This is a genomic window from Salinadaptatus halalkaliphilus (genome assembly GCF_006543045.1).
In the GTDB taxonomy this organism is placed as follows: Archaea; Halobacteriota; Halobacteria; order Halobacteriales; family Natrialbaceae; genus Salinadaptatus; species Salinadaptatus halalkaliphilus.
On sequence record NZ_RBZW01000036.1, the window covers coordinates 1 to 26,188 of the forward strand.

Below are 26,188 nucleotides of genomic sequence, written 5' to 3' on the forward strand. Positions count from 1 at the left end.
GAGATTTTCACGAAGTTGACCGATCAGCTGAGTTTCGCAGGCTCCTGGATCGAAAATCACCTCGACGGATTCATCCAGAAGTTGCGTTAATCACTAAGCCGTTCGTCGGCTCCGCAAAACCTACTTCACCGCCAAGCGACGGCTTCAGAAGCGCGGCAGTGAGCGAATCGTTGAGTCCTACGGTGACGCACTGTGGGACCAGATTGACGATGTGTTCCACCGTGTGACCAGCGAGGTCGTTGAGTACGCCGAGTCTGTCGAGAACCCAGTGCTGGTACTGGAAGACCTGACGTACATCCGCGAGAACATGGACTACGGCGAGTACATGAACCGGCGGTTGCACGGGTGGGGCTTTGCCAAGCTCCACGCACAGATTCGCTACAAAGCCGCCGAGAAGGGGATTCCCGTCGAGACGGTGAATCCCCGGAACACGTCGAAGGCGTGTCACGCCTGCGGTGAACATGGCTACCGGCCACGACAGGCAACGTTCAGCTGCTCGAACGACGGCTGTTGGGTCGGTGAGTATCAAGCTGACGTGAACGGGGCGATAAACATTGCAGACCGCTACCGTAGTGGAGAGAGGCACCGCCGAAGCGACCGGGCTTCCCGGCAGAAGGCCGGTGACGATGACTCGGCTACGGATGGGGCCTCTTTGACCGGGCCACAAGACAGCCAAGCCGATGCTGAAAACCAGCAAACGACGCTTGGAACGTATGCGTCTTGAAACCAACAGGCCGCTACACTCGGCCTGAAATCCCGTGGTGGGATTCCTCCGCGTTCACGCGGAGGAGGAGGTCAAACTGGGAGAAGTCGATACGAGTATCGTATTCGATCATGCCACCACGACCGGCTGCATCCTCGAACAGACGGTCGATTTCTTGTTTGTAATCGTAGACGGTCTTACCTGGCTCTTCGCCAGCAAATGCGACGAAGCGATCACGGATATCACGGTCGTCCGCGATGATGTCGAGGAGAAACGTTCGAAGCTCGTCGTCAGGCGTCCGGTCGATCAGGGCTTCAACATCGACCGTCTCGGAGCTGTCTGATGAATCGGTTGTCTCGGACGTTGACTCGGATGAGCGATCTTCGACGGCTAAGAGTACAGCGACGATGTGCTTGCAATCTCCAGCATAGTCGTAGGGGCAACTACAGACGGTTTGAATTGTATCGTCGTCGATATTAATCGAGATGTCGTAATCTCGGGATCCACGAACGATTGCAGTAATGTCTCCATCCTCGACCTCCAGTTTCTGAATCCTCTCCTGCTCGTAGTACTTGACCCCTCGTTCGAAGGACTGTTCCGTACAGAGCGAACGAATGTCCGATCGGGTCGGGTACTCCATTACTGGCTATCTTTTCCTATGAAAGAGCTGGCATAGAAACCTTCGCACGGTAGATCAATCCAACTGTTGTCAAAAATAGCGTGCAAGATGGAACGCGCATATCTTGCATGGGGTTTCTCCAGAAGTAGCCCCCACCGAGTGCTCAATACAGTCATCAGTATTGTCCGCAATCAGTTCACCGGCTCTTCCCTACTGATTCATCAGGGAACGGGCCGTATCGTCGTGTATGAAGACAATTCACCGGTTCGGGGTGGCGGTTGGACTCGTGGTACTCTCGGGCATCGTGAGCCTGTTCGCAGCTCCGTCGCTCCCCGCCGACCTTGTCACGCACTGGAACGCCGCCGGAGAACCGGATGGCACCATGTCGAAGCAATTCGCACTCTGGCTGTTTCCCGCGATGACCGCAGGGCTGTTCGCTGTGTTCGCCGTGATTCCTCGGATCGGTCCACTCCGTGAGAACATCGCGGAGTTCCGGGCCTACTACGACTGGTTCGTCGTCATCTTCACCGGATATCTGGTCCTCGTCCACGCCGGGGTCATCGCATTCAACCTCGGCTACGAGTTCGATTTCACGGCCCTCATCTTGGTCGGCGCGGCTGGTCTGTTCTACTACGTCGGCATCTTCCTCCCGCACGCCGAGCCGAATTGGTTCGCCGGTATCCGGACACCGTGGACGCTCAGCAGCGACGAGGTCTGGAATCGGACCCATGCCCTCGGTAGTTGGCTGTTCAAACTCACCGCCGTCCTCACGCTGGTCGGACTCTTCGTCGGCGACCTAGCGATTTATTTCCTTCTCGTCCCACTGCTCCTGACTGCCGGGATTACTGCCGTATACTCGTACTACCTGTACGAGCAAATCGAAGGGGAACCAGATTCGGCCTCGGGATCGGATCTGTAAGTCGCGGCCCCGAAATTCCGGTTACGTGTCCCGGCTGCGGTTTTTGATCTCGTTCAACGCAATGAGTAGATACAGCACGCCGAACCCGCGAATTACTGGAATGAGTCCGTCCTTCCATTCGACTGTCTCTGGGTTTTCGTACGAGATGTTCATACTGAACCGGAGTGCCCGCTTCGGAACGAAGAGTGCAATAGCACCGGCCAGTCCAAGGACGTACATCGACACACGATACACCGTTCCTCCCAGTACGCTCACGACCACGAAAATCACGCCTTCCGCTCTAATCGCTGGCGTAAACGAGGGGCTGGGGCTCACCTCATCAGACTTTTTGAGGGCGAGTTTCTCGAACGCTTCTCGAACTCGTGCTGGAACCAGGGCCATGACGAGTCCCACGAGGACGAAACCAACTCGGGCCATAACTGACAGTAGGTCGGGAGAGACAATAACGGTATGTCTCCGTTGAGTCCACTTTCTTCGCCCCGTGATTGACCGCAGTCCCAGCTCAGTAGTCAAATCCCAACTGTCTCGTGACGTTTCCTTCTATGTACGTCGAATGTAACCTCCGATACAACAAAATGGAGTGGATGCAAAGGATGAGGTTATGGGAGTAATCGAACTTGACGGGTTGACAAAGGATTATGGAGATGTTCTCGCTAACGACGACGTCTCGTTCACCGTCGAAACTGGCGAAATCTTCGGATACCTCGGGCCAAACGGTGCAGGGAAGACGACGACGATTCGAACACTGCTGGGGTTACTCGAACCGACATCCGGAACAGCGACTGTTCTCGGCGCAGATGTTCACGATGAGGGCGCGCTCATCGACGCCAAGCAGCGAATCGGGTATTTACCGGCGCATCTCGGATTCAACGAGGAAGTGACTGGCGCAGACGTCTTGGACTATCATGCATCCGTCAAGGGTGGTGACCGGCGAGACGAACTCCTCAATATATTCACACCCCCGGTGGAGCGTCCTATCCGCGAGTATTCATCCGGGAACAAACGCATGCTCGGCATCATCCAAGCCTTCATGCACGATCCCGAACTCGTGATTATGGACGAACCGACATCCGGCCTCGACCCGCTTAAGCAAGAGGAGTTTAACGAATTCGTCAGGAACGAATGTGAGCGGGGAAAGACGTTATTCTTCTCGTCTCACGTGCTGAGCGAGGTCCGACGCGTCTGTGATCGGGTCGGGATACTCCGCGACGGGAAACTCGTTGGATTAGAGGATATCGAGACGTTGATGGACCAAGGTGGGAAGCGTGTCCGACTTCGAACGACTGACGAGGCGAGAACTGAACTCGCAGCACTCGATGGGGTCAGTGATGTGCAGACGTTCGCTGACGGAATCCAATTCATTTACACTGGCGAGTACAACACGCTTCTCCGCGAACTTGCGACACATGACGTGCGTGAGATCGACATCAGCGAACCACCGCTCGAAGACGTCTTCATGCACTATTACGGGTCAGCGGGAGCAGGAGAATCCAACCAGGGGGTTCATTCGGATGCTTGAAACCACGCGATATGAGACGAGTCGGCGTCTTCGAGGAACGGTGATTCTGACGATTGGGGTGAGTCTCTACGTGGCCTTTATCGTCTGGTATTTTTCTCTCGTTGATGCATCCGCTTACGCGCAGATCGCGGAGTCAGTGCCGCCTGCGATGAGGGAAGCGTTCGGCATTCAAACGATTGGAACGATAGAAGGGTGGCTCGGGGGACAGATTTACACGTTCGTATGGTTGGTGGGGCTCGGAATCTACTTTGCATACTCAGCAGCGGGGAAGATTGCAAGCGATATCGAGAATGACCGAATGGATCTGTTGCTCTCATTTCCGGTATCTCGGAGCCAGTTACTTCTCGAAAAATTCGCATCGATGGTGCTTCCACTTGTCCTGCTGAACGTAGTTGTGGGCGGTGTCACGTACGGTCTCGTACTGGCGATTGGCGAAACGATTGATCCGATGCATCTCGTGTTGGCGCATCTCCTCTCGATTCCGTATCTCCTTGTCTGCGCTGCGATTGGAACAGTTCTCTCGGTACTCGTGAATCGGGCGGCGGTTGCAGAGCGGGCTGCCATCGGGCTGATGTTCGTTCTCTGGCTCGTTGAGTCCGCAGTTGGCGCGGCGGAGGAATTCTCGTGGATTCAATACATCAGCCCAACCCATTACTACTCTCCAACACCGGTTCTCATTGATGGTACGTACGAGGTGATGGATTCTGGAATTCTCCTTGCTGGATTTTTGGGATTACTCATCGTGAGCCAAGTACTGTTCCAGCGGCGAGATATCTAGGGAAGCTTGGCTCAGAGGCTCTGTTGAAATCTCAGCAAGTAATATATTTGACTCGGTTGCGGTCAATACAGGGGAAGGACGCATCGTTCAGTACAGAGACTGTAGTCATTATCTGTGTTCACCACCGACTACGTTTATCCTCAAGAAACGTGTACTGTTAGCTATGGCTTCCGGTGATCCTGTTGTGGTTGAGGAGTGGTTTTGGATGCGCCATTCGAACCCAAAAAGCGTCTGGACGCGAATTCCGGTTGCTCCTGCTGTTGCGTATGCTATTTACCGGCGTTCTTGGCGTCTCTTGTTACTCTCGATACTGTGGGGAGTGGTCAATCCAATCTTATTCTCCCCACCCAAAGATGAAGAAGCATGGATGACGCGGGGCGTTCTCGCTCAACAGTGGTGGGTTCGAGGAGAAGGCCACGGTATCCTCGGGTATCCAAGCCAAACATTTTCAGCACGGCAGCTGTGCTGACAAGCATCTATACGCTGTATGCTGCGTGGCGTCAGCGCCCGTTGAAGACCGCTCTTGGAACCATTCTGACCGTCGTGCTGAACTTCTGGTGGTTACGACATCTGGTTGAACGTTACGACAGACATGTTACGTAGCAATAATCGCCGTGCTGAATATATCCTCTATATCTTGCACGACGATTTCAACATGTCTGTGGTCTGCCATTCTGGACAGTAGGAGGATCTACGCTAATCCCTATCAGTATCTCCAGCAAGGACAAGTATCTCCCAGGACGTAGAACAATCTGAATGCGTATTGCGTTTGATGATGGAACGCTTCTTCTCGAAAATGCTCCCGACACGGTCCCTTTTGCTGAATGGGATGACCGTGTCGAGGAGTATCGCGCACGAGCGCAACACTATCGTGAAATCAGAGCGTGGGCAAACGGAGCTGACGGACAAGCAACGCTCAACGAGGCGACAACGACTGTAGAGAACGTTGAAGATGATGCTCGTGCTTATTCTGAACTTGCCCTTACCCCCTCTGTCGCTATCGAACCCCGAAAGTACCAACAGGAGGCCCTCTCAGCGTGGCAAGCCAACGACCGCCGTGGAAGCGTCGTCCTCCCAACGGGAAGCGGAAAGACGTTTCTTGCTGTCCAAGCAATCGCTGATGCGGGCGTCAGTACGGTCGTCGTCGTTCCGACAATCGACCTGATGAATCAGTGGCACGCTACGCTCACGAACGCCTTTGGAGACCAACTTCCAGATGGAATCGGCGTTCTTGGCGGCGGAAGCCACAATGTGACCAATATCACGGTGACAACCTACGATTCTGCCTACCGCTACATCGACGAATACGGCGATCAATTCGGACTCCTTGTCGTCGATGAGGTGCATCATCTGCCTGCACCGACCTACCAGCAGATCCCCGAGATGACGATTGCGCCGTATCGACTCGGCCTGACCGCGACCTACGAGCGTGCCGATGGGCAGCACGAAGAACTGGAAGATCTACTCGGGACGGTCGTCTACAGAGAAGAGGTTGACGAGTTGGCTGGCGACTATCTCAGCGAGTATGAGACGATTCATCTCCAGGTTGAACTCACACCAGACGAGCGAGAAGAGTACGATGAAGAGTATCAGATTTACCGCGACTACGTGGATAGCCACGAGTTTGACCTCTGGAAAGAACGTGGGTATCAGGAGTTTCTCAAACGAACGTCGTACGACCCGCAGGGGCGACGAGCGCTCATCGCTAAACAGCGGGCCGAAGAAATTGCGCGCACTGCGAAAAAGAAACTGGACACGCTGGATAACCTTCTGAAACGCCATTACGACGACCGGACAATTATTTTCACCGCGAACAACGACTTTGCATACGACATCTCCCAAGAGTTCGTCGTTCCGTGTATCACGCATCAAACCGAAACGGACGAACGGACAGCCATTCTCGAGCGGTTCCGCACTGGTGAGTACTCGATGCTCGTCACGTCCCAGGTCCTCGACGAAGGGATCGACGTGCCGGCAGCAAACGTCGGTATCATCCTGTCTGGGAGCGCTTCGAAACGCCAGTATGCACAGCGTCTGGGGCGGATTCTCCGTCCGACGGATGAGCGGCAGCCAGCTCGCCTCTACGAAATCATCGCCGAGGATACGGTGGAAACCTACGTCTCCGAACGGCGTCGACAGGGGGTGACATCGGATGCTGACGGCTGATCTCGCCCGCTCGCGTACGTACGAGGACACGATCACTCCGAAGTTCATCGATACTGACGACCAGCGGTATCGAGATACAGCCGAAGAGCTCATTCGGATCTTTGACGAGCATCTCGGTGAACCGAAGGGAGAGCTGGAAGACACGATTGATCAACTCACTGTCGCTGACACAGACTACAAAATCGTCCAGGGGTTAGCGAAGCTCCTCAAAGACGAGTGTGAATTCGAGACTGTTGCACCAGTTGATCCACGAGAGATTCGAGAGGAACTCTTCGCAGTCGCGAACGATAATTATCCGATTGTCCGTCAACCGACGCTGGGAGAGGATACGAAGTCCATTTGGGTGTATAGCACGGTAGCTGACAGACTCGAAATCACGCTCGAAGAATGCTATCGGGGGATGTACGCAGACTTGGAAGAAAACCAGCGACTGGTTCGATTCGGACACCGTGTTTCTGATGAATACGAAGACACGGATGGCTCAACGACAACGACACGGCTGACGGGAGATAGCGAGGAATCCTACGCCGAAGACACGGTTACAGTAGACTGGCTGCTCACTCGATACAATCTTGCCTTGGCACAGGCGGTGCTGTACGATGCAACTGAGATGCGGGTACGAGTCTGGGACTCGTTTGCGACAGTGTTCAGTTACGTCAAATTGTTCGGACTGATGCACCGTATCTATCCAATCGACAGCGACGGAAACCGCGTCCCCAGTACCGACGTTGCAGACGGGTATGAAGCGGTTCTTGATGGAGCGGCGTCCCTCTTTTCGAAGTCGCGAAAGTACGGCATTCGGATGGCGAATTTCCTCCCTGCACTCCCGTTGTGTGACCGCTGGGAGATGGAAGCCGACATCTTGGACGAGGACAGCGGGCTATCGAGCCAGACGCTCTCGTTTGAACTTGATCATACCGAGGGGTTGTCCTCCCACTACTCGGCACAGAGTGATTTCGACTCTGACGTGGAGCGGTCGCTCGCTCAGAAATGGAAGCGAGCAAACACCGATTGGGAGCTCATTCGAGAAGATGACGTACTGGATCTGGGAGCGGAAGTGATGCTCCCTGATTTTGCGGTCGAACACCCTGATGGACGCCGAGTGTTGTTCGAGATCGTTGGATTCTGGACACCCGAGTATCTGGATGAGAAGCTGGCAAAGATACGAGATGCTGACCGTGACAATCTCATCGTCGCTGTTTCCGAACGGTTGGATTGCTCGGCTGACGATTTTGAAGGGATGGACGACCGCATTCTGTGGTTCAAGTCGGGAATTCACGTCTACGACGTCGTGGAGTTAGCCGAGGAATATGCCGCTAACACTGTTTTAGAAGAATGAGGTATAGACTTCTGCTTCTGGGTCAACAAGGTGGCATCTACTCTGATTTCGGCGTTTTCACTTATCTCCCTCATGTGGTGGGATTCAGGACAGCAGTTCTGTCATAGACCGGAGCTTTGACTCGACTTTAGCATACTCGCCCGTATCCCATTCGAACCGTTCTTCAATGCCAGCATCGGTGAACCGCAGTGACGCCCGAACATCACGGTCGGGATCATGTTGGAACAGAGCCAATGCGTATGCGAGCATTTGGGGACGATAGTGTGCTGCAAGTTCGGTTGACGTTGTCGACGAAAGGTCGTTCGTTTTGTAGTCGATGATATGGTAAGCATCGGGGGTGACGAGCAGTCGATCAATATCCCCGACGATCCGTGTTCCGTCGATCCGAGCAACGACCGAGTATTCGTCGTACGTCGCCTCGAGTGAGCTCTCAGCTTCGATCCGATCCACAAATTCGACTGCATCAGCGGCGTGTTCGACGGCATCCTGGAGGTCCGCTTCCGTAGGCTCTTCACCAGCCATTTGACTCAGCCGGCGAATTAGCCCCGTCCAGTCATCTCTCGGTGGACGAAGTTCGGTAAGACGGTGAACAACCGTCCCAAAGGTAGTCGGGCTCAGGCCTGTCGGCTCGTCGCTATCGCTGTCGCCGTAGCTGTGGTCTGTTTCTGAAGCTGCTGCAACCTCGTTCACGAGCGTTGTCGCAGCGACTCGAGATTCCGGTGTGTGGGCAGGTGGTGACGGAATGGATATCTCTGGCAAGGCTTTCTCGTCGGATTCAGCAGGTTGCCAGTCTACAGGATGTGGTGGGGTACGCACGGTGTAGCTCGCGTCACCGATCTGGCTCTGTGCCCGCCCACTTTGGAGCGTCTGTTCGAGTAGCTCACCGTTCTCGAGGAGGAGCGGCTGGAGCCAGTCCCGCCATCGATCGGCCTCAGCAAAGTCGGCTGGGTCACCGAGTTCGACACTCCCTGATTCATCGATCTCGAGATCGTGGGTGCCACAGAGGAGCAGGTGGTCCCGTGTCCGCGTACAGGCGACATAGAGGAGTCGCTTTGCCTCGGCTCGTTCCTGGGGTCGTGATTGGCGATCGGCGTACTCGTGCACGGCTGTCTTTTCGATCGCGAAGGCGTCGTTCGGATTGGGACCACCAACTGCTGGAATCGGCGGTGCATCGTCGGTACCGTCGACGAGCCGGACGTATCCATGGTCGTCGACGGAGCGCCCGAAGTTGAGATCGCTACCCAGGTCTGGTACGGCAACGATCGGGAACTCGAGGCCCTTAGCGGAGTGGATCGTCAGTATTCGCACGCCTTCGGTGTCACCCGGAATATCTGCCTCCCCTTCGCGCGGGTCGAATTCGGTCTGGCGGTCGATCCGGTGGAGCAGGCCGGCTGCCGTGTGGACGCCGTTCTCGCTCCAGGTGCGTACCTGATATCGGAACTTCTCGACGTTCGCAACGGCCTGCCGACCGCGTTCGTCGGCACTAATGCTGGCTATATATCCCGTGTCGTCGATCACACGAGTCAGCAGTTGGTCCCACGAGAGCACGCCGTCATCAGTCGGCGTTGCACAGCCACTGAGTGTCCGCCACGTCGACAGACAGTCGAACGCATCCGCAAGCTGTTGGTCGTCCGTTTCGGCGAGTGCCTCCCAGACCGAGTCGGCGTCAGCGATCACAGGGGCAAGGCGGTTATCAGTAAATCCGAACAACGGCGATCGAAGCACACCGTAAAGTGAGACATCGTCTGCTGGGTCACCGAGGACTCGGAAGAGATTCGTCAGCGCCTGCACCTCGGGCGTATCGTAGAATCCGGTGCCGCCGATGACAGTGTATGGAATATCGTACTCTTCGAGCGCCCGTTGATACCGATCCAGATGCGTCCGCCGGCGAAGGAGGATAGCAACATCGTTAGGCGTCGCCTCCCGGTGGATACCCGTGTCAGGATCCTGGATCTCCGGCGGGTCATCAAAGAGGTGTGTCAACCGGGCGGCGAGCCCCTGTGCTTCGGCTTCGATCGTGTGATCCAGTGCACCGTCTGCAACGGGATGGTCCGGACCAAAGATCGTTTCCGCAGTCTCTGCATCGTCTGGAACGGCGAGATATTCAACGCTTCCCGTCAGCCCCTCGATTTCCTCGACGCGATCACGCTCCGTCGTCAGGTCCTGTGGCGGCGCTTCGAACGGTTCGTGATCGTCGCCTTCCGGCTGGAAGAGACGTTCGAAGAGTTCGTTGAGGAACGACAGCGGCTCGTCTAATGTCCGGAAGTTCCCCGATAGCTCGAGCGCAGTTGGTTGCGCCGCTTCGCTATCGGGCACGTCATCGACGCCACGCGAGGCATTGACCGACTGGAGATCGGCCCGCGCATCACCGAAGGTCGTGACGTCTGCCCCGCGGAATCCATAGATGCTCTGTTTTTCGTCGCCGACGAGGAAGACGTTTGATGCGGTTCCGTCGTCGACGCCGCTGAGAAGTTTCACCAGCTCCCACTGTCGAGGATCTGTGTCCTGAAACTCGTCGACCATTACGGCGGCAAACTGGTCTTCGAGTCGCTCTCGGACGTTCTCATTGGTGCGAAGGAATTCCAAGGTGGTCCCGATCACGTCGGGGAAATCGAGTGTGTCTCGACGCTCCTTTTCCGTGGTGTACTCCGCCAGGACATCCTCGAATACTCGCATCAACGCGAGTGCATAGTGGGCGCTATTCTTCTCGAGGGCACTGGGCGTGGTTTCGACCGCTTCTGCATGCGGCTCGACCGCGTCGATAACAGTATTGATGACGTCTTTCAGGTCATCGTAGACGGCGCTGTAGTCGCCCCAGTCGCCTCTGTCGCCGACGACGTAGCCGGAGCTGCTGTACAGGCCGCCGTTTTGCTTTTCACAGACGTCGTAGAGGTCGAGGACGACTTGTTGACAGGCACGCGGATCACTCGCGTCTGGATCCGCGGGAAGCTGTTCGACGACACTCTCGATCGTCTGATAGGACTGGAGTCCATCTTCGTCGGTGATCGTCGTCTGGTCGTCGACCTGACCAGCAATCGTTTCCAGCTCGTCTAAGAGCCCGTCATCGTAGAGGGTTTCGCGAGCGGCTGCAGCGTCCAGGTCACAGACGGTCTCCCAAAGCACGTCGATGTAGTCATCGACATCAGCATCCTGCCAGGCCGCCAGCACGGTCTCGCTCTGTGGGCGCTCATCGAGCAACGACGCGAGAACGTCGATCAGTTGGTCGCGATTCCACAGCTGGGCGAGGAGTGCAACATCGTCGACGTCTTGGTTCTGTTCGAGGAACTCGGTCACGACCTCTCGCTGAAGGGTCGCAGCCTCGTCTTCATCGACGACGTCGAACCCGAGCGGAACCGGGGCTTCGACGGCCTGTTCTCGCAACAGGCGTGTACAAAACGCATGAATCGTGTGAACGTACCCGTCCTCGAGATCATCGAGCACGTCTCGCCAGCGGTGATACTCGTCAGCCGAGTCGACACGTTCGAGTTTCTCGTACACCTCCTCTCGGACGCGCTCGGTCAGTTCCGCGGCTGCTTTGCGGGTGAACGTGATCGTGACGATATTCTCGGGCGTGAGATCGGGATTCTCATCGAGTATCGTCACGTACCGTTCGGCCAGCGTCGTCGTCTTGCCAGTGCCGGCACCGGCAGTGATCGCGACGTTTCGGTCCTGAATCAGTGCGTCCTGCTGTTCCTCCGTTAGCTGGATCAGTTCGGTCTCGGTCTCGGTCTCGGTTTCTTCAGTCATCGCTCATCACCGTCTGCAGATCCTCGTCGTCTCGAACACGGAGCGGCACGTATGCGACCTCGTCCTCGCGAGCGGTGTCGATGAACTCACGCTTGCGATGGTGGCGAACGTCACACGCCCGACGGTAGTCACAGAAGCGGCAGTTCGCACCTCGGGGAGAGTGCAACGTCGTGTGGAACCGCCCGTTGGCGATTGCGTCGTCGATCTGTCCGAGCCACTCGGGAACGACATCCTCGAGGAAGCGCCGGAGTTCAGTCTGCGAGTCGAATTTCGATTCGACCCCTCGAGGGACCTTGAGATCGTTCGGCGGTCGCACCTGGTAGTACGTCGCTGAGAGGGTTCCCTGGTCGAACAGATCACCATCGATGACCTCGTTCGCGGCGAGCAGATAGATGGGGAGCTGGAACGTCGTTCCGCCAGTCGTTTTCGTCATGTATGGTGCGTACCCGGTCTTGTAGTCGTAGAGCGTGATTTCCGGTTGTTCGGCGTCACGGTTCACGTCAATACGGTCGATATAGCCCCGAATCGCAACTGTCGATCCATCTGGCCGTTCGACTGAAAACGGCTCGCTATCGGACTCTGGAAGCCCTTCGCCGAAAGGTGGCTCGAACAGGTATGGAGCGGCAGCGCCGGCCTTGGAGAGTTCGTTGTCGAGGAACGTGGCGAATAGTCCTTGTTCGGGAGCATCGTGGGGTTGTACGCCGGCTTCGAATGGGACGGAGTCCTCATCACGAAGGCCCGCAAAGAGTTCTGCCTTCCAGCGCTCGTAGAAGAGCCCATCATACTCGAAATCGGCCTCACGGAGTTCTTCGACGGCAACCGTGTGGAGATGGTCGGCGAGCGTATCTCGGTCGTAGTCGGTGAGATCGACGCTCGCTTTGGAGTCATCCTGCAGGTCTGCGTAGAAGCGCTCGAGAACGTCGTGAACGTACGACCCGGTCTCGAGAGCCGTTGGCACGACTTCGACGTCGTCAGGATCCTCGATCTCGAGAACGTTGTCGGCATAGAATTTGAACCCGCACTCGACGTACTGCTCGATTCGACTCGCACTGTAGGGTTCTCGTTCCGACGGCGGATAAACCGCGTCAACCGTTTCGGGGTCCAGCAGGCCGTCGTGTTCGGAAAGGGTTGCTGTTGCCCTGTTGTCCGCGCACTGGAGGCCACGGTCAGTGCGCTTCGTTTGCTCGGGTGAAAGATCGCCCCGGTCGCCGGCATGACTAACTGCTACACGACGGTCGGAGGCAGTCGCGACGTGACGCTGGAGGTCCTCTCGAGAGCCGATACGATCGTCAACACCGGTTTTGGGTTCGATCCCGGTGACACGCTGGAGTTCGTCGAGGACAGGGGAGCGGACGACGGCAGACTCATCACCGCCTGTCTCCGGTGTAGTGATCGTGAGCGCATCGACGTTCGCAAGCAGGGTTGCGAACAGATACCGACCACGGAGGCGCTCGTCGGCGGTGTCGAACCGAGGATGGGCCTCGGTCATCGCCTCGAAGAACGCCGGTCGTTCCGGCGTTGCCGGGAAGTGTTCGCTCGTCAGGCCAACGAGAAAGACCTTCTCGAACGATCGCATCCGAGCATCGAGCAGCCCCATCACTTCGACGTGGCCTCCAGCAGCGGTTTGGGATGTTTGAATCGGGATGCCATCGAAGGCCCGAGTAAACAGCGCGAGTGGGGACTGGTCGGTACTGACTTTCTCAAGAGTTTCGAAGGAGGTGAGCACCTCGTCAACGACCTCGTAGGCTCGGTGTTCGAGTGCCTGCTCGGCACCGCTGGCGTAATCCCCGACAGCTGCCTCGAGGTCGAACTGATCGTCCAGCAGTCGGCGGAACGTCTCGGTTGCTTCTTCGATGTCTCCCGTTCGAAGCGTTTCCAGGCTCGCTAACAGATCCTCGAGTAATGCGTTCGTCTCGGCGTTGGTCGCCTCGAGAAGCGGTGCTGCCGAAATCGTATCGCGCCGACGAGCAGTAGCAGTGATGGTCGAGGCTTGCTCATTGTCGACGATATCGACCAGGGGATTCGCTAGCAGCGACGTGAGGTCTTCAGCCCGGGGGTCGGCCTCAGCAAGGCTCAGCAGATCGTGGACGACGCTGCCGGTGAACGTCCGCGTCAGCTGAGATGCGGCAGTCGTCACGTGTGGAATATCGAACGTCTCGAACGTGTCCTCGACGGTGCTCGAATACGCATTCGTTCCTGGAATAACGACCGCGAAGTCGTCTGGATCTCGTCCGTTCGCCAGCTCGGTTCGGAGTTCGCGGGCGACGAAGCGAATTTCGCGTTCCGGCGTCGGCAGTTCGCGCCAGTTGAGCCCATCCGGAACTGCGGTCGTCTCAGGATCCGGACGATAGAGAGCGTTAGTGACCGCCCCAAACGCTCTTCCGGACTCGTCTTTTGGCTCGAGACTCACCGTCTCGAAATCCAGCGACTCGTAGACATCCAGGGCGTCACTCGCGACGACATCGACACCCGTTCGGCCATCCTGATGGAGTGGCAATAGTGCAATCGTCGGGAACTCCTCGACGATACGCTCGATAATGTAGCGTTCGACGGGACGGAACTCGTAATAGCCGGAGAGAATCACAACGTCGATCTCAGGTGAGAGTGTTGATAGCGACTGGTCTGCCGTCGCGACGCCATGGAACAGTTCACCCCGGGTATTGACCCAGTCCTCGACGTGGTCAGCGTACAGTTCGCGGTAGTAGTGATAGGCGTCGACGGTGGCCGTTGCAATCCGGTCGTCGAGCGATGAGTTCTCGAACTCCGTCTCGAGTGTATCGGCAGTCCTGACGCCCGCCTCATCGAAGAGTGAAAAGCGGCTACTAAACGAATCCGCAAGCGCGGCAGAGGCCGGCTCGCCGGCGAGAGCACCTGCTGTCTCCGCTGTCGTTTCGTCGAGCGCGTACTCGGTGAGTCGACGGTTTAGCTGCCCAGACAGCGTTTCGACAGGGTCGTATAGATTTTCGTACCAGTTGCGAACGACCGAATCGAGTGTTTCGGAACGAAGGCGGAGGGGTCTGTGGAAACTGGCCCAGCGGTCCTCGATTTCACTTCGACGAGCATCGTTGCGGGTAATGTAGAGGATACTCCCCAGCGAATCGGCGGCGAGATCATCGGCCCGCTGAAACGCCCGTTGTTCAAGACGAGCGTGTTGTGGACCGGTAAGGAGCGTTGGATCCATCGAACACTCTCTACCAAGATATTCCACTTACTTGACTGTTAACCAAACTGATGGCTTGGATTGTACGGGAGCGGCTGTTACAAACTCCCTGGAGAATGAAATGCTACTAATGTTGCTCTCGTCCATCCTTTCGGAACTAACCAATGAGTAGGTATGCTTATAGCGCTTCCAGCTGGTCGATTGTGCTGTCCGTACAGAGTCCTTCGATGGTTAGACGCAACAGCGATCCGAGACGTCCATTCGGCCCATAATCGGGAGGATTCAGATTACCGGCTCTCTGTGGGGAACCGATATCGAGAATTGCCTCCTGCTTGGCGGATTTTTCATCTTGCTGTGTTACACCAAAGACTCGTCCTCCTCGATCTTTCACAAGGGAGAAACACGGAATATCTGTAATCCCATCCCCGATATAGATGATATTTTCGAACGGGACAGGACGGTCCTCCTTCTGTTCGTTGACTTTGTAGGGATTCTCCGTCGCTTCAGCAGCTGTGATTCCCTTATTGATCTCGAATAAATACCGAGTCTTGTCCGTAAAGGAGATAGGGCGCTTTACACGGGTGAACGTACTGTTATCATCAGTTGCCAGACGTGAAGCGTAGATTTCAGTACAATATTCTTTGATGGTCGATCCGCTGATCAACGATTCGATCCCCTCAGATACGACGTAGTACTCAATCGAGACATCGTCATACTCGGCTACGATTTCATCAAGATCGTTGAAAATCCCGGGAACCCCATCATAGAGTTCATTTTCCAACGATTCGGCACATTGTTCCAGTTCCGCTGGTGTTAGCTCACCCAAGGGTTTACCCTCTCCAATGTGGTCTAACAAGAGCGTTAAGTACGCGACAGTCGGGTCGAATCCATTTTGTACCCGCTCTCTGAACTGTTTGTTCCAAAACTCGTCAGGATCGATGTCGTATTCCTGCAGTAGGTGCGTCGTCGAATCAGGCGCGAGCGTATCATCGAAGTCGAAGACAACACCAATGTTTGTCGTCATTGGTCTTGCTCATCACTCCGCGTCGCGGTTACTTGCCTGTACTGAGATCGAAGCTTCTCTCGACTGGATTGGAGGTCTTCCGACGAAGTCTCGAGAATTTCTAAGTCATCAGGTCGGCGCACTCGCTCTTCGGTATCGCATTCGGGGTCAAGAGCCGGGTCCTTGAGAACCTCGTAATATGCGTCGTTGACCGTTCCGCCGATGATGTTCTCAATATCACTTGCAATCTCTTGTCGCCCCAGCGTGGTGATCCGATAGTACGTTTTTCGCTTGTCCGCTCCCTCGGGCCCCGGAATTTTCTCGATCAGGTCTGCTTCCAGAAGCTGCCTGAGGGGCTGTTCGAGGTTATTACTCACACGTCCGGTCTCGTCACTCAGTCGCTTACGGGATATTTCCCCGTATTCGTACAATAGGTACAAGATCGTGTACCTACCCTCATCTGCAAGCGCTTTCTTCCGCTTGATGTGGCTACTAAGGTCATCAAAGGAATTTCTGAATAGCCTCGTTTCGATGTACTCACTTGCGGTACCCCGATCCAAATACTGGAACCCTTGCTTAGTCTCGGTCATCACACCTTCAGCTAATACCCATCAGTACAAAGAGTTAACGGACGATAACCTTCTTGCGTTATACTTAAACGGCACCGGGACGAACTGGTTGATAGTAACAGCCGCACATGACAGGACGTGAATTTTCTTTTTCGTACGACGACAATCCCGTGATCGAGCACATCGAGCATTGTGCTCCTGTTCCCAGGACATCTCCCACCAGTGAACCGTTCTACGTCTACGTGATGGGGCCATACACCGCATTTGATGCTACCTATTCGTTTCCTGACGCAGACAACCTCGAAAGCCCGTTTATCGAGGATCCGTTATTCGATCCCGACAAACACCGCAACAAGATAGCTCGACACACTTATGAAGCCGCACTTGCGGACCTCTGTGAATCCATTCGGGGAGAACTCGGAGCCCACGCCTTTCTTGCGACAGACATCAAAACAATTCCAACGGTACAGGAAGCGCCTGAGAACGAACCTGGGATGTCAGTACTCGATCAATCGGTCGCTTTTTCGGCTGTTAGCGATGCGGTGGTGTTTGTGTTCACAGATGCCGGGCTCACCACGGGTGCCGGTTCGGAGGTCGGAGCGATTCTGAGCGATTTTAATCTCCGGCGCAGAAACCCCGAACCGGGCAGAAAACCTCGGAAACGAATTGGTTTATTCCTACACAATGAATTCACCAGTGCCAGCATCGACGAGGTACCGTATACCTACGACGTTCCCGTACGAGAGTTCACCTCCAAAGAGCAGCTTCTAAGTCGAATTCAAGGGTTCCTCGAAGACATTCGGCGTGAAGAGAAGAGCAGACCATTCCCGGTTTATGAACCGTACTGATCGTAGGAAATCAAAGAGTCGGAATGTCGAATACTTCTCGCAAACTTGGTCTGCAGAGTATCGACGCCGGGTTACTTTCTAGTGAATCACGGAATTCCTTCTGGAAACCTTCGAGAAGCCGTCCGGAGCCGGAATGGTGGAAAAATTCCCTGTCCTCTTCTCCCTCGAGGAGGTGTTTCCGGCGTTTATCAGAGTTCTCTGTTGCCATCTCGTCTAATTCAACGGCGAATGCCTCGATCGTCTTCTCGAACGTCCCGATGATAAACAGTAGTCTTGACCGGATCCTGCACCACCAGATCCTAGGACGTTGCATGACGTTCGAGTCTCACCGTCGAGGTCACACCTCCTCGTCGTAGGCCTCAAGCTCCTCGACGAGTTCAGTCGTGCGGAGCGTATCGAGTTCGGTCCAGTACACCTCCCCTTCGTACTCCACGAGCCACTCACCCACCCGGTCGGAAACGTATATCGGCTCGTGCTCGAGCAGCCGCTCCCCGACTTCGACGAACGCATCGTCGTCGGTCCCGACGACAGCTCGTCCTTCGGAGATCGCTTCCTCGACGAGGTCGTGTTCGTCATCGCTCAGCGACTCCAGCACGAGGAGGTGCTCCTCACGAAGGTCAGCTCCGTACACCGCAGGCGTCGAAGCACGCTCAAGAACCTCGTACGTGAAGGTGTATATCGTGGTCTCGGTTTCGCCACTCTCGATTGCGAGGACATGATCGTCGATGACGACGAACTCGTACTCGGACTCCGGAACGAGAACGGACGCCTCGATGTCGCTGTCGTCCGTATATTCGAGTTGAGCCCCGATACGCTGTTCCTCATCGGTCTGGGAGAGTTCCTCGCGGAGACCACTGAGTCGCTCTCGATCGACGTCGGGGAGGTTGTCGTAGTCTATCTGTGATCCCGTCGGGTCGTCGTCGATTTGATCTACAGTGACAACATAGTCGGTTCGCGTTCGGTCGTCGGTCACCGTCCAGGAGACGTTGTAGACGGTGTTCCGCCAGCGAACTGGCCGGTCCGGATCGAACGGGGGGCGTTCGCCCTCGACGCCGGTGCGGCTTGTCTCCAGTGCATCCTCAAGTAGCGTCGCTGTCTCCGGATCGCGGTCGGGGTCGACCGGTTCCGTCGCGGCGTCGCCGATGTCAGCGTCGGTCTCGACTGCTGTCATCGTGAGTGCTCCACCGGGTGTGACACACCCGGCAAACGTGCCGAGACTTCCCGTCACCACGATTCCGAGTACCTGTCGCCTGGAGGGCATATTGACCAGTTTATGAGACTTAGATAATAGACTTTCTGAGATACTGATGTCGGGGATCAACCACAACGTGTCTCAACGCACCTGTCGTCACGGTACGTTCGACAGTTGTTCTTCGAGTTCCGCTGTCGTCGTCCACGAAAAACACTGGTCTAGTGATTCCAGGTGGACGAGCGAGTCAGTGATCACGCCGCTGTACCAGGGGGTGCGACTGCCAAGTTCGGTCTCCAGGTAGGATTCGAGATGCTGCACTGAGATGTCTAGACCGTGGTCACGGGCCTGGTCAGCGAGTGTACTCAGTTCCTCGGTGAAGTCATCAGCATGGTACGCTAACTCGACTGCTCGAGCACGTACTGCGCCTTCTGTTGTGAGCAGCGATTCATCATCATGACATCCTCCACGCCGTGAACGGCGCGGTTTCCTCCGTGGGAGTTTCAGCCGGTCTAGGAGTCTCCGGAAGCAATATTCCCGTCACGGTGGACGGTACTTGGGTCCGTGCGCTGTTCGTTGGGACTTTCGTGAGAGCATGGTGACTCCGACCAGTTGTGGTCGTCCCACTCGAACCGCACGGGCCGTGCCATCGGCCTGACTTCTGTGCTCGTGTGCCGTTTCAGGAACGTTTCTGAGGCTGTTAGGTCGGCGTATCCTTGGAACGTCCTCGGTTCCGACCGCGTGTCGGAACACTCGTTCCTCACGGGAAGGGCGGGACTCTCGCGCTGTTACAGGTAGCGTCGGGCGTTCGATGCGTCCAAACTCTGCGACTGCCTCACTATTGTCGTGTTCGAGAATTAGTGGGACCGAATCCGCGTAGAGGTCTGACTTGGGAAAGTTAACTCTGGGTGCTTATGTGACCTGGCATCGTACGTTCGGGTAACATGGCCGATATCTCCCCCCACTCCAAACTCGATCAGGAGGAAAACCCCTTAGAGCGGCAGCGGGAGTTGATGGAGTTGTTGTCGCAGGAAACCCGCCACAGTATCATTCAGACGCTTCTCAGCCACCCGGAACTCCTCGCGTCAGCGGACGAACTCAATCATTTCATCCCAAGTAAATCGAAAAAGACTGTGGAAGAGCAACTGGACGTGCTTGTCGAAGCGGACATCCTTGATATTTACGAGCACTCGCCTAACAAGGAAAAGCGCGGGTTGCCGTGGAAATTCTACGGCTTTACCGAGTACGGTGTCGATATCCTCGGCGATTTCAACTACCTCAAAGGTATTCCAATGACGCGAGCTGTCCACCAGAAAACGCGGAAGCCTGAGAAGATCGATCGTCACGAAGCAGCCCCACGACCACTGCTCCCAGAACCAGTCCGGGTAGCGTTCCGACTCAACGACGAAGAGGCTTGATATCCACCTCTGCCTTTAATCGAAGACGAGATCAAGCGCCAAGTCGACCTCTTGGGGGGAAATATTGTGCCACAGTGACATTACAGAAAATTCGAGGCGAAAGCCTCGCCATTCAGGGCGGGGATGAAGCCGACCAACAGTATTCAACCGCCGACGATAGCATAGATGGGGTTCCAACGCAATCGTTAAGTCATCTGACTGTGATAGTATACATAGATGGTAAAGAGTACCCGTCATGCGAAATACGAACTCTACTACCACATAGTGTTCATGCCGAAGTATCGGCGTTCGCACCTGACGGGGAAGACGAAGGAACGTCTCGAAACCATCTTCGCGGAAATCTGTGAAGACAAGGGCCTCGAACTGGCCGAGTGCGAGGTCATGCCCGACCACGTACACCTGTTCATCGGGAGTCCACCGAAGAACGCCCCGTCACTCATCGTCAACTGGGTCAAGGGCATCTCCGCCCGCAAGTACAATCAGCGGTACGACGACCGCGTGAAGTGGACTCGCTCGTACTACGTCGGGACGGCGGGAAGCGCATCGAAAGGCGCTGTCGAACAGTACATCGCTGAACAAGAGGGTGAGAACGCATGAAGCGTGTCAACACCTTTGAAGTCGTCCCCCAGACCGAGAACGACAAAGAGTGCCTGCTACGGCTACTCGACGCTTCCGCCTCCCTGTGGAATGAGCTGACCTACGAACGTCGTCAGAACTTCTTCGATGACGGCGACGTGTGGGACACGTCCGAGTACCGAGGGCGCTACAACGGTATCGTCGGTAGCGCGACCGTCCAACAGGTCACGCGCAAGAACAGTGAAGCGTGGCGGTCGTTCTTCGCCCTCAAAGAGAAAGGCGAGGACGCCAATCCACCGTCGTACTGGGGCAACGGGGAGGACGGACGCGAACTCCGCACCTACATCAGAAACAACCAGTACACGATTGAGTGGGGCAAACGTAGCCGTCTCGAAATCCCTGTCGGGCAAGAACTGAAAGACGAATACGGACTCGGCTACCACGACCGACTCCGCCTCGAAGTCCGAGGCAACCCGAAGTGGGACGGCAAACAAGGTCGTCTGGAACTTGAGTACGACGAGGTTAGCGACACGTTCAGGGCTTTTCAACCAGTCACCGTGCCTGATTCTCGACTGGATTCACCACTGGCTTCTCACGAAGCCGCCCTCGACGTTGGCGCGAACAATCTCGTCGCCTGTTCCACGACTACTGGGAACCAGTACCTCTACGACGGTCGTGAGTTGTTCGGACGGTTCCGCGAGACGACCGACGAAATCGCCCGCCTACAGTCGAAACTCCGAGAGGGTCGCTACTCCTCGAATCGGATTCGACGGCTGTACCGACAGCGGACGAAACGCCGTGACCATGCACAGAACGCGCTGATACGCGACCTCGTTGAACGGCTGTACGACGAGGGCGTGGCGACGGTGTACGTGGGCGACCTGACAGACGTGCTGGAAACGCACTGGTCGGTCAGGGTGAACGAGAAGACGCACAACTTCTGGGCGTTCAAGAAGTTCATCCACCGTCTCGCGTGCGTCTGTGAGGAGTACGGCATCAGCCTCGAAGCCGAGTCGGAAGCGTGGACGAGTCAGACGTGTCCCGGGTGTGGCGACCACGAGAAGACGGCTCGCCACGAGGATACGCTGACGTGTCCATGTGGCTTTGAGGGGCACGCCGACCTCACAGCGTCAGAGACGTTCCTTCGGGAAAACAGCGGTTGCGAAGTCAGGCCGATGGCACGGCCCGTGCGATTCGAGTGGGACGACCACGATTGGTCGGGGAAACCATGCCCTCACGAAAGTCCCAAAGAAGTGCGCACGAACCCGCAAGTTGCCTCCGTGGAATCGGCATAGCCGAACCCCTAACGGAGGAATCCTCGCGCTTTAGCGCGGGGAGGATGTCAACTTTGGTGTCAGTAGTTCCCATCACAAAACCTTTTAGCTATCAGTAATGTTTGGAACACTACTTATTGGACTTCATCCATATCGTCTCAAATAACGAAAAGGATTATAAATCTCTTGCGTAATATGAGACTACATGGTAGATAAGAGTCACTTCCGTCTATTATCACATCTTGTAGTGAGGAGTGGGTCGGAAATAGGTATCAGTACGCTTGCTGATCAACTCGACTGGAGCGCTGGCCACACCTCACGTATCGTCTCCAAATTAGAAGCCTACGGCTATGTCCAAACCAAGCAAAGTGGTCGGCAAAAGTTGGTTTCTCCGACGGACATCGAACCGATCGAGCAACTCGAGGGACTTCTCACGGAGTACAGCCACATGGATCTACCCGATCTCATTGCTGGTGCTGGGTTACTCGTGCTCTACTATCTCGATCAAAAGCGGACCGCAACCGAGTTAGCCGAACTGAGTGGTGTTAGTCAGGCGACGGTCTACCGCCGGTTAGATAGCTTTCAGCACGTTGGTGTCGTGGGGAAATCGAAGTCCCAGTATCGTCTCAACGATCCGTTTGCAGTGTTGTCCTCGATCGCTCGAGGACTGCTCCACCAGAAACATCGTCGCGAAGCACAGCGGCACGCGAGTGGACTCAATTTTCTCTGGGAAACACACAACGAATTCCTCTTCGCCTGCGACAGTGACGTTACTGCTGACGGATTTTACCTGACCGGGCCTGCCCTGTTCGAAGCGTTCGATGTCCCGCTTCTCACAAGGGATCGGCGACACTACTTCCGGACGGACCGACTTTCCGAGATTACTCCCGCAGAATTAGTCTGCCACACACTACTGATCGATGACGGTCCTCGGTACCGAACGTACTGTCTCTTATTGATACAACAACAGGATATCGAGAGAACGGCACTACGGGAGCGTGCTGAACACTATCTCCCCGAAGCGGTGATCGATCTGCGCGCTATCGTCGATGAATTCATCGAATACTTAGAGACAGACGGAACGACAACAACCGACCAACTACCCAAATGGGAAGAGTTCAAACAAACGGCCAGAGACTATGAGATTACTGTATGAGCTCTCGTGAACGATTCGGTCGGAATTATATCGAGGCCGAGCTCCGAGAAATCGCAAATCACCTCCAGACGGACGTTGATGCCTATCTCATCGGCGGTGGCGCAATGTCACTTCACGAGCCCTCTCTCAAGGACACGACCAAAGATATCGATCTCGTCGTCGTAGACGAGGCGGCCCTTCGCCGTCTGATGGGGGTACTCGACGACCTCGGCTACGAGGAAGTTACTGATCTCGGTGAGGAGTACGATCGGTTGGGAGCGCGTCACTGCGTTCGAAACGATGCCGGCTGTCAGTTCGACGTCTTCTATCGACAGATTGCCGATAAGCTGTATTTCAGCGACGGAATGCAAGCGCGGAGTGAGGCGTTTCTTTCGGACGAGTCCTTCTCAGTCGGGCTCGTTTCGTTCGAGGATATCTTTCTCTTCAAGGCCGTCGCAGAGCGTCCGGACGATATCGGAGACATGGCGACACTCGTCCAGACAGATCTCGATTTCGATGTGATCGAAGACGAAATCGAACGCCAAGTCGACCTCCTAGGAGGTGAGCAATTTGTCACAGTGATCTCCGAATCGCTGGAACGGCTCGACCAGAACGAAGGTATCCAGACACCCCTCGACGATGTCGTCCGGGAGTACTACCAACGGTACATGAACGGGTACGAACTCCGGTTGCAGTTAGACGAGGACACCGCAACATCCGTCAGCGAACTCGCGTCGACGTTAGACGTTTCAGAAGAAGAGATCGAACGTCGATACGAGTATCTCGAGCAGTACGGGTTCGTCGTACGGACCAGTGAAGGGATACGAGATACCGGGAAGCGCGACGCATTTCAGCGGTCCTGATAGCTCGTCCTACTTTTCCAGCGAGTCACCGAATTCTTTCTGGAAGCCTTCGAGAAGCCGTCCGAACCCGGATTGGAGGAAAAACTCGGCATCTTCTTTCGCCTCGAGGAGGTGTTTGCGGCGTTTGTCAGAGTATTCCGCTGCCATCTCGTCTAATTTGACGGCGAAGCCTTTGATCGTCTCCTCGTCCTCGAGGGAATCGTAGGTTCTGAACACATCTTTCAGCCCGCGCTTGGCAGATTGTCTAACGCGACCGTCTTCGTCTGTCAGTGCCTCCAGCAGGAAGCCGCCAATTGCGTCAGTCTGTTCCCGAACAGTCTCGATATCTGCCTCGATCGATCGGTCGCTCTCGGCGACGGCGAACACCAGTGCGATCCCTGGCGTCAGCCGCTCCGCAACGCGGACGGTCGACTGTCGAACATATCCATCCTCGCTGTCGGCGTAGATGGCGGTCAACTCGTCAAAACAGGTCTCGTACAACTGAATTCGTTCCTCGAGATCCAACTCCTCGATCTTGTCGATCACCTTGTTGACCTGCTCGGAATCGCCTGAGCGAATGTCGTTCGCAAATTCGTCCCACCGCTGTTCCATATCGGTCTATTGGCCCACCCAGTGCATAATACCCGGTCAAGCAGCCGACCACGTTGAGAGCGTGCCAACCAACGCAAAAACGCGAGCAGCTCACGACGAAAATGACCAAGGGACGATGACGAATGCTGCACAGATGGAGATGCACGAGGCATGGGACGGGTCGTCAGGAGAATCTTCGGGAGAACGAAGCCCGATGCGTGATTACGACCTCACACTTTTCTTGAATGTGTTCGTTGTGGAGGGCATGGATCTAGATCGTGCCCGTGGTGTTCTGGTGGGGTTAGCGTGTGGGGATGCGCTTGGACGACCGGTCGAGTTCGACACAGCGTCTACGATCACTGCTGAGCACGGAGAACTCGACGAGATGGTCGGGTACGGAACGTGGAATCAGCCGGCTGGAACGATTACTGACGACACTGAGCAGGCACTCCGTATTGCGCGGAGTCTCGTCGAGCAACAGGAGTTCGATCCGGCTGATATCGCGGATCGGTTCGTCGCATGGTACGAGAGCGATCCGTTCGACATTGGGCGGATGACGCTGCGTTCGCTCAGCCGCCTCGAGAAAGGGGAGACATGGGACGAGGCAGGACAACAGGTCTGGGAGGACAGCCCGGAAGGGTCAAACGCTGGGAACGGGAGTGTGATGCGGTGTCCGCCGCTTGCTATCCCCTACGCGACCGATTGGGAGCGGCTGGTGGACGTGAGCCGCCAGTCCTCCCAGATTACGCATGCGGATCCGCGGTGTACCTACGGGTGTGCCGTGCTCAATCTCACGGTGGCTGGCCTGCTCGAGGACGTCGACACGCCGCTGCAGGACGCCCTTGAGTACGTCGCAGACGATGTCCCGGACGAACTCGTGACCGCACTCGAGCCTATCGTGGAGGGGACCTCGCCAGGATCGCTCGAAACGTCCGGATACGTCGTCCACTCGCTACAAACGGCTCTCCACGACGGACTACTCGCCACCAGTGCTGAAGAAGCGATTGTGACTGCGGTTAATCGTGGCGGGGACACTGATACGATCGGGGCGATTGCGGGCGCAGTTGCTGGTGCACGGTTCGGGGCATCACAGCTTCCGGACCGCTGGCTCTCCGCTATCGATGAAACGGACGAACTCGAGTCACTGGCGGTTGATCTCGTCGAGGTAGCGTGATGTACGTATTAGCGTTCGATCGGGACTGGACCGTCGACGTGAATCCCCCTCCGAATCGAGAGGCAGTACCGCTTGAGTGGGTCCGGTACTGGGCGCACGAGGCCGACCACCAGGTCTGGGCGATCGGGAATCAGGACCTCGTCTACGAAGCCGGTATCCCAGGCGTCGTCGAAGCCATTCGTCGATACCACGGCGATCTCGATGTCCTGGGCGAGCAAGACGAGAGCGGGCGGTACGAATCGTGGCCCTCGCGCGAGCGCCGGCTCGAGCTCCTTGCCGAACTCTTCCCTGATGCAGCCAGGTACATCGTTGTCGATGACCTCGATCTCAGCCACGTCGACGACTGGGATCACTACACCGCTTGGGAGTTCCTCGAGGCAATCGAATCACACCCATTGAAATCGTATCTCTACCCACCGCCTGCCGACTCCGCGTACATGGGGTCCACAGACACGACCAGTTCTCACTCGGATCATGTGGACGAAATTCGCCAGCAACTCCGGGCTGCGGAGGCTGTCGAACTACCATCTGTTCTAGTTTAACGCACCGAGGCATCCAAGGACATCGGACTAGAATCATCAGTAACTAGGAATGTGAGAATCCGGTGGATAGTGTGACT

22 protein-coding genes and 2 pseudogenes are annotated in these 26,188 nt (G+C 56.0%); 15 read left to right on the plus strand and 9 right to left on the minus strand.

Going from position 1 to position 26,188, the window contains the following annotated elements:
* Window positions 1-97: 97 nt before the first annotated feature.
* Window positions 98-724 (plus strand): annotated as a pseudogene (locus D8Y22_RS13680) (RNA-guided endonuclease TnpB family protein); the annotation flags it as partial.
* Window positions 725-737: 13 nt separating this feature from the next.
* On the opposite strand, the gene D8Y22_RS13685 reads toward D8Y22_RS13680, so the two are convergent.
* Window positions 738-1,343, minus strand: a complete 606-nt coding sequence (locus D8Y22_RS13685) for an SWIM zinc finger family protein (protein ID WP_246084446.1) — start codon at window positions 1,341-1,343, stop codon at window positions 738-740.
* Between the two features lie 226 nt (window positions 1,344-1,569).
* Here D8Y22_RS13685 and D8Y22_RS13690 point away from each other — a divergent pair, with 226 nt between their 5' ends.
* Window positions 1,570-2,241, plus strand: a complete 672-nt coding sequence (locus D8Y22_RS13690) for an SdpI family protein (protein WP_141465265.1) — start codon at window positions 1,570-1,572, stop codon at window positions 2,239-2,241.
* A 21-nt stretch (window positions 2,242-2,262) separates the two neighbouring features.
* On the opposite strand, the gene D8Y22_RS13695 is transcribed toward D8Y22_RS13690, so the two are convergent.
* Window positions 2,263-2,622 (minus strand): hypothetical protein, encoded by a 360-nt coding sequence (locus D8Y22_RS13695; protein WP_141465266.1) that lies wholly within the window; start codon window positions 2,620-2,622, stop codon window positions 2,263-2,265.
* A gap of 220 nt (window positions 2,623-2,842) precedes the next feature.
* Between D8Y22_RS13695 and D8Y22_RS13700 the strand changes: the two genes are divergently transcribed.
* From D8Y22_RS13700 to D8Y22_RS13720, 5 genes are all read left to right on the plus strand, one after another.
* Window positions 2,843-3,760 (plus strand): ABC transporter ATP-binding protein, encoded by a 918-nt coding sequence (locus D8Y22_RS13700; protein ID WP_141465283.1) that lies wholly within the window; start codon window positions 2,843-2,845, stop codon window positions 3,758-3,760.
* Entirely contained in the window at window positions 3,753-4,538 is a 786-nt protein-coding gene (locus tag D8Y22_RS13705; protein ID WP_141465267.1) for an ABC transporter permease subunit, read from the plus strand. The genes D8Y22_RS13700 and D8Y22_RS13705 overlap by 8 nt, the downstream gene beginning before the upstream one ends.
* Window positions 4,539-4,743: 205 nt before the next feature.
* Complete coding sequence (locus tag D8Y22_RS23380; RefSeq protein WP_394348213.1) at window positions 4,744-5,007, plus strand: DUF6653 family protein; 264 nt, start codon at window positions 4,744-4,746, stop codon at window positions 5,005-5,007.
* 287 nt (window positions 5,008-5,294) lie between these two features.
* Entirely contained in the window at window positions 5,295-6,704 is a 1,410-nt protein-coding gene (locus D8Y22_RS13715; RefSeq protein ID WP_141465268.1) for a DEAD/DEAH box helicase family protein, read from the plus strand.
* Entirely contained in the window at window positions 6,691-8,043 is a 1,353-nt protein-coding gene (locus D8Y22_RS13720) for a DUF790 family protein (RefSeq protein WP_141465269.1), read from the plus strand. Before D8Y22_RS13715 ends, D8Y22_RS13720 begins: the two co-directional genes overlap by 14 nt.
* Before the next feature lie 84 nt (window positions 8,044-8,127).
* Here the strand turns inward: D8Y22_RS13720 and D8Y22_RS13725 are convergent, their stop codons facing one another.
* The 4 genes from D8Y22_RS13725 to D8Y22_RS13740 form a co-directional block, all read right to left on the minus strand.
* Window positions 8,128-11,790 carry a UvrD-helicase domain-containing protein gene (locus D8Y22_RS13725; RefSeq protein WP_141465270.1) on the minus strand — a complete coding sequence of 1,221 codons (3,663 nt, stop codon included), beginning with the start codon at window positions 11,788-11,790 and terminating at the stop codon, window positions 8,128-8,130.
* Entirely contained in the window at window positions 11,783-14,971 is a 3,189-nt protein-coding gene (locus tag D8Y22_RS13730) for a PD-(D/E)XK nuclease family protein (protein ID WP_141465271.1), read from the minus strand. The genes D8Y22_RS13725 and D8Y22_RS13730 overlap by 8 nt, the downstream gene beginning before the upstream one ends.
* A 157-nt stretch (window positions 14,972-15,128) precedes the next feature.
* On the minus strand, window positions 15,129-15,974 hold the full coding sequence (locus D8Y22_RS13735; RefSeq protein WP_141465272.1) for a haloacid dehalogenase-like hydrolase: 846 nt from the start codon (window positions 15,972-15,974) through the stop codon (window positions 15,129-15,131).
* On the minus strand, window positions 15,971-16,543 hold the full coding sequence (locus D8Y22_RS13740; RefSeq protein WP_141465273.1) for a winged helix-turn-helix domain-containing protein: 573 nt from the start codon (window positions 16,541-16,543) through the stop codon (window positions 15,971-15,973). The genes D8Y22_RS13735 and D8Y22_RS13740 overlap by 4 nt, the downstream gene beginning before the upstream one ends.
* Window positions 16,544-16,692: 149 nt before the next feature.
* Between D8Y22_RS13740 and D8Y22_RS13745 the strand changes: the two genes are divergently transcribed.
* Window positions 16,693-17,370: a DUF7509 family protein gene (locus D8Y22_RS13745; RefSeq protein WP_141465274.1), complete on the plus strand. Its 678-nt coding sequence runs from the start codon at window positions 16,693-16,695 to the stop codon at window positions 17,368-17,370.
* Between the two features lie 337 nt (window positions 17,371-17,707).
* Here D8Y22_RS13745 and D8Y22_RS13755 read toward each other — a convergent pair whose 3' ends face one another.
* Both D8Y22_RS13755 and D8Y22_RS22870 read right to left on the minus strand, forming a co-directional pair.
* On the minus strand, window positions 17,708-18,541 hold the full coding sequence (locus D8Y22_RS13755; RefSeq protein WP_141465276.1) for a hypothetical protein: 834 nt from the start codon (window positions 18,539-18,541) through the stop codon (window positions 17,708-17,710).
* A gap of 530 nt (window positions 18,542-19,071) precedes the next feature.
* Window positions 19,072-19,281: pseudogene (locus D8Y22_RS22870) on the minus strand (RNA-guided endonuclease TnpB family protein); the annotation flags it as partial.
* Between the two features lie 222 nt (window positions 19,282-19,503).
* Between D8Y22_RS22870 and D8Y22_RS13770 the strand changes: the two are divergent.
* The 5 genes from D8Y22_RS13770 to D8Y22_RS13790 all read left to right on the plus strand — a co-directional run bounded on the left by D8Y22_RS13770 (window position 19,504) and on the right by D8Y22_RS13790 (window position 23,825).
* Window positions 19,504-19,977 (plus strand): helix-turn-helix domain-containing protein, encoded by a 474-nt coding sequence (locus D8Y22_RS13770; RefSeq protein ID WP_141465277.1) that lies wholly within the window; start codon window positions 19,504-19,506, stop codon window positions 19,975-19,977.
* A 216-nt stretch (window positions 19,978-20,193) separates the two neighbouring features.
* Window positions 20,194-20,574, plus strand: a complete 381-nt coding sequence (gene tnpA / locus D8Y22_RS13775; protein ID WP_141465278.1) for an IS200/IS605 family transposase — start codon at window positions 20,194-20,196, stop codon at window positions 20,572-20,574.
* Window positions 20,571-21,848: an RNA-guided endonuclease InsQ/TnpB family protein gene (locus D8Y22_RS13780; RefSeq protein ID WP_141465279.1), complete on the plus strand. Its 1,278-nt coding sequence runs from the start codon at window positions 20,571-20,573 to the stop codon at window positions 21,846-21,848. The genes tnpA and D8Y22_RS13780 overlap by 4 nt, the downstream gene beginning before the upstream one ends.
* Before the next feature lie 184 nt (window positions 21,849-22,032).
* Window positions 22,033-22,983 carry a winged helix DNA-binding protein gene (locus D8Y22_RS13785; RefSeq protein ID WP_246084448.1) on the plus strand — a complete coding sequence of 317 codons (951 nt, stop codon included), beginning with the start codon at window positions 22,033-22,035 and terminating at the stop codon, window positions 22,981-22,983.
* A complete protein-coding gene (locus D8Y22_RS13790) occupies window positions 22,980-23,825 on the plus strand; it encodes a nucleotidyltransferase (protein WP_141465280.1) in 846 nt (281 codons plus the stop codon). The genes D8Y22_RS13785 and D8Y22_RS13790 overlap by 4 nt, the downstream gene beginning before the upstream one ends.
* 9 nt (window positions 23,826-23,834) lie before the next feature.
* Here the strand turns inward: D8Y22_RS13790 and D8Y22_RS13795 are convergent, their stop codons facing one another.
* Window positions 23,835-24,416 (minus strand): hypothetical protein, encoded by a 582-nt coding sequence (locus D8Y22_RS13795; protein ID WP_141465281.1) that lies wholly within the window; start codon window positions 24,414-24,416, stop codon window positions 23,835-23,837.
* Between the two features lie 244 nt (window positions 24,417-24,660).
* On the opposite strand from D8Y22_RS13795, the gene D8Y22_RS13800 reads away from it, so the two are divergent.
* Together D8Y22_RS13800 and D8Y22_RS13805 are read left to right on the plus strand one after the other, a co-directional pair.
* The gene (locus tag D8Y22_RS13800) at window positions 24,661-25,569 is read left to right on the plus strand and encodes an ADP-ribosylglycohydrolase family protein (RefSeq protein ID WP_141465282.1); all 909 of its coding nucleotides are present in this window, start codon (window positions 24,661-24,663) and stop codon (window positions 25,567-25,569) included.
* Window positions 25,569-26,111, plus strand: a complete 543-nt coding sequence (locus D8Y22_RS13805; protein ID WP_246084449.1) for an adaptin protein — start codon at window positions 25,569-25,571, stop codon at window positions 26,109-26,111. Before D8Y22_RS13800 ends, D8Y22_RS13805 begins: the two co-directional genes overlap by 1 nt.
* The last annotated feature ends 77 nt before the right edge of the window (window positions 26,112-26,188 follow it).

Bases quoted from the DNA above. Each gene is read 5' to 3' on its own strand.
- D8Y22_RS13805 (WP_246084449.1), top strand. From the start codon at position 25,569: ATGTACGTATTAGCGTTCGATCGGGACTGGACCGTCGACGTGAATCCC.
- D8Y22_RS23380 (WP_394348213.1), top strand. From the start codon at position 4,744: ATGCGCCATTCGAACCCAAAAAGCGTCTGGACGCGAATTCCGGTTGCT.
- D8Y22_RS13785 (WP_246084448.1), top strand. From the start codon at position 22,033: ATGGTAGATAAGAGTCACTTCCGTCTATTATCACATCTTGTAGTGAGG.
- D8Y22_RS13720 (WP_141465269.1), top strand. From the start codon at position 6,691: ATGCTGACGGCTGATCTCGCCCGCTCGCGTACGTACGAGGACACGATC.
- D8Y22_RS13685 (WP_246084446.1), bottom strand. From the start codon at position 1,343: ATGGAGTACCCGACCCGATCGGACATTCGTTCGCTCTGTACGGAACAG.
- D8Y22_RS13740 (WP_141465273.1), bottom strand. From the start codon at position 16,543: ATGACCGAGACTAAGCAAGGGTTCCAGTATTTGGATCGGGGTACCGCA.
- D8Y22_RS13715 (WP_141465268.1), top strand. From the start codon at position 5,295: ATGCGTATTGCGTTTGATGATGGAACGCTTCTTCTCGAAAATGCTCCC.
- D8Y22_RS13755 (WP_141465276.1), bottom strand. From the start codon at position 18,541: ATGACAGCAGTCGAGACCGACGCTGACATCGGCGACGCCGCGACGGAA.
- D8Y22_RS13690 (WP_141465265.1), top strand. From the start codon at position 1,570: ATGAAGACAATTCACCGGTTCGGGGTGGCGGTTGGACTCGTGGTACTC.
- tnpA (WP_141465278.1), top strand. From the start codon at position 20,194: ATGGTAAAGAGTACCCGTCATGCGAAATACGAACTCTACTACCACATA.
- D8Y22_RS13700 (WP_141465283.1), top strand. From the start codon at position 2,843: ATGGGAGTAATCGAACTTGACGGGTTGACAAAGGATTATGGAGATGTT.
- D8Y22_RS13780 (WP_141465279.1), top strand. From the start codon at position 20,571: ATGAAGCGTGTCAACACCTTTGAAGTCGTCCCCCAGACCGAGAACGAC.
- D8Y22_RS13695 (WP_141465266.1), bottom strand. From the start codon at position 2,622: ATGGCCCTGGTTCCAGCACGAGTTCGAGAAGCGTTCGAGAAACTCGCC.
- D8Y22_RS13800 (WP_141465282.1), top strand. From the start codon at position 24,661: ATGGATCTAGATCGTGCCCGTGGTGTTCTGGTGGGGTTAGCGTGTGGG.
- D8Y22_RS13795 (WP_141465281.1), bottom strand. From the start codon at position 24,416: ATGGAACAGCGGTGGGACGAATTTGCGAACGACATTCGCTCAGGCGAT.
- D8Y22_RS13730 (WP_141465271.1), bottom strand. From the start codon at position 14,971: ATGGATCCAACGCTCCTTACCGGTCCACAACACGCTCGTCTTGAACAA.
- D8Y22_RS13790 (WP_141465280.1), top strand. From the start codon at position 22,980: ATGAGCTCTCGTGAACGATTCGGTCGGAATTATATCGAGGCCGAGCTC.
- D8Y22_RS13735 (WP_141465272.1), bottom strand. From the start codon at position 15,974: ATGACGACAAACATTGGTGTTGTCTTCGACTTCGATGATACGCTCGCG.
- D8Y22_RS13705 (WP_141465267.1), top strand. From the start codon at position 3,753: ATGCTTGAAACCACGCGATATGAGACGAGTCGGCGTCTTCGAGGAACG.
- D8Y22_RS13725 (WP_141465270.1), bottom strand. From the start codon at position 11,790: ATGACTGAAGAAACCGAGACCGAGACCGAGACCGAACTGATCCAGCTA.
- D8Y22_RS13770 (WP_141465277.1), top strand. From the start codon at position 19,504: ATGGCCGATATCTCCCCCCACTCCAAACTCGATCAGGAGGAAAACCCC.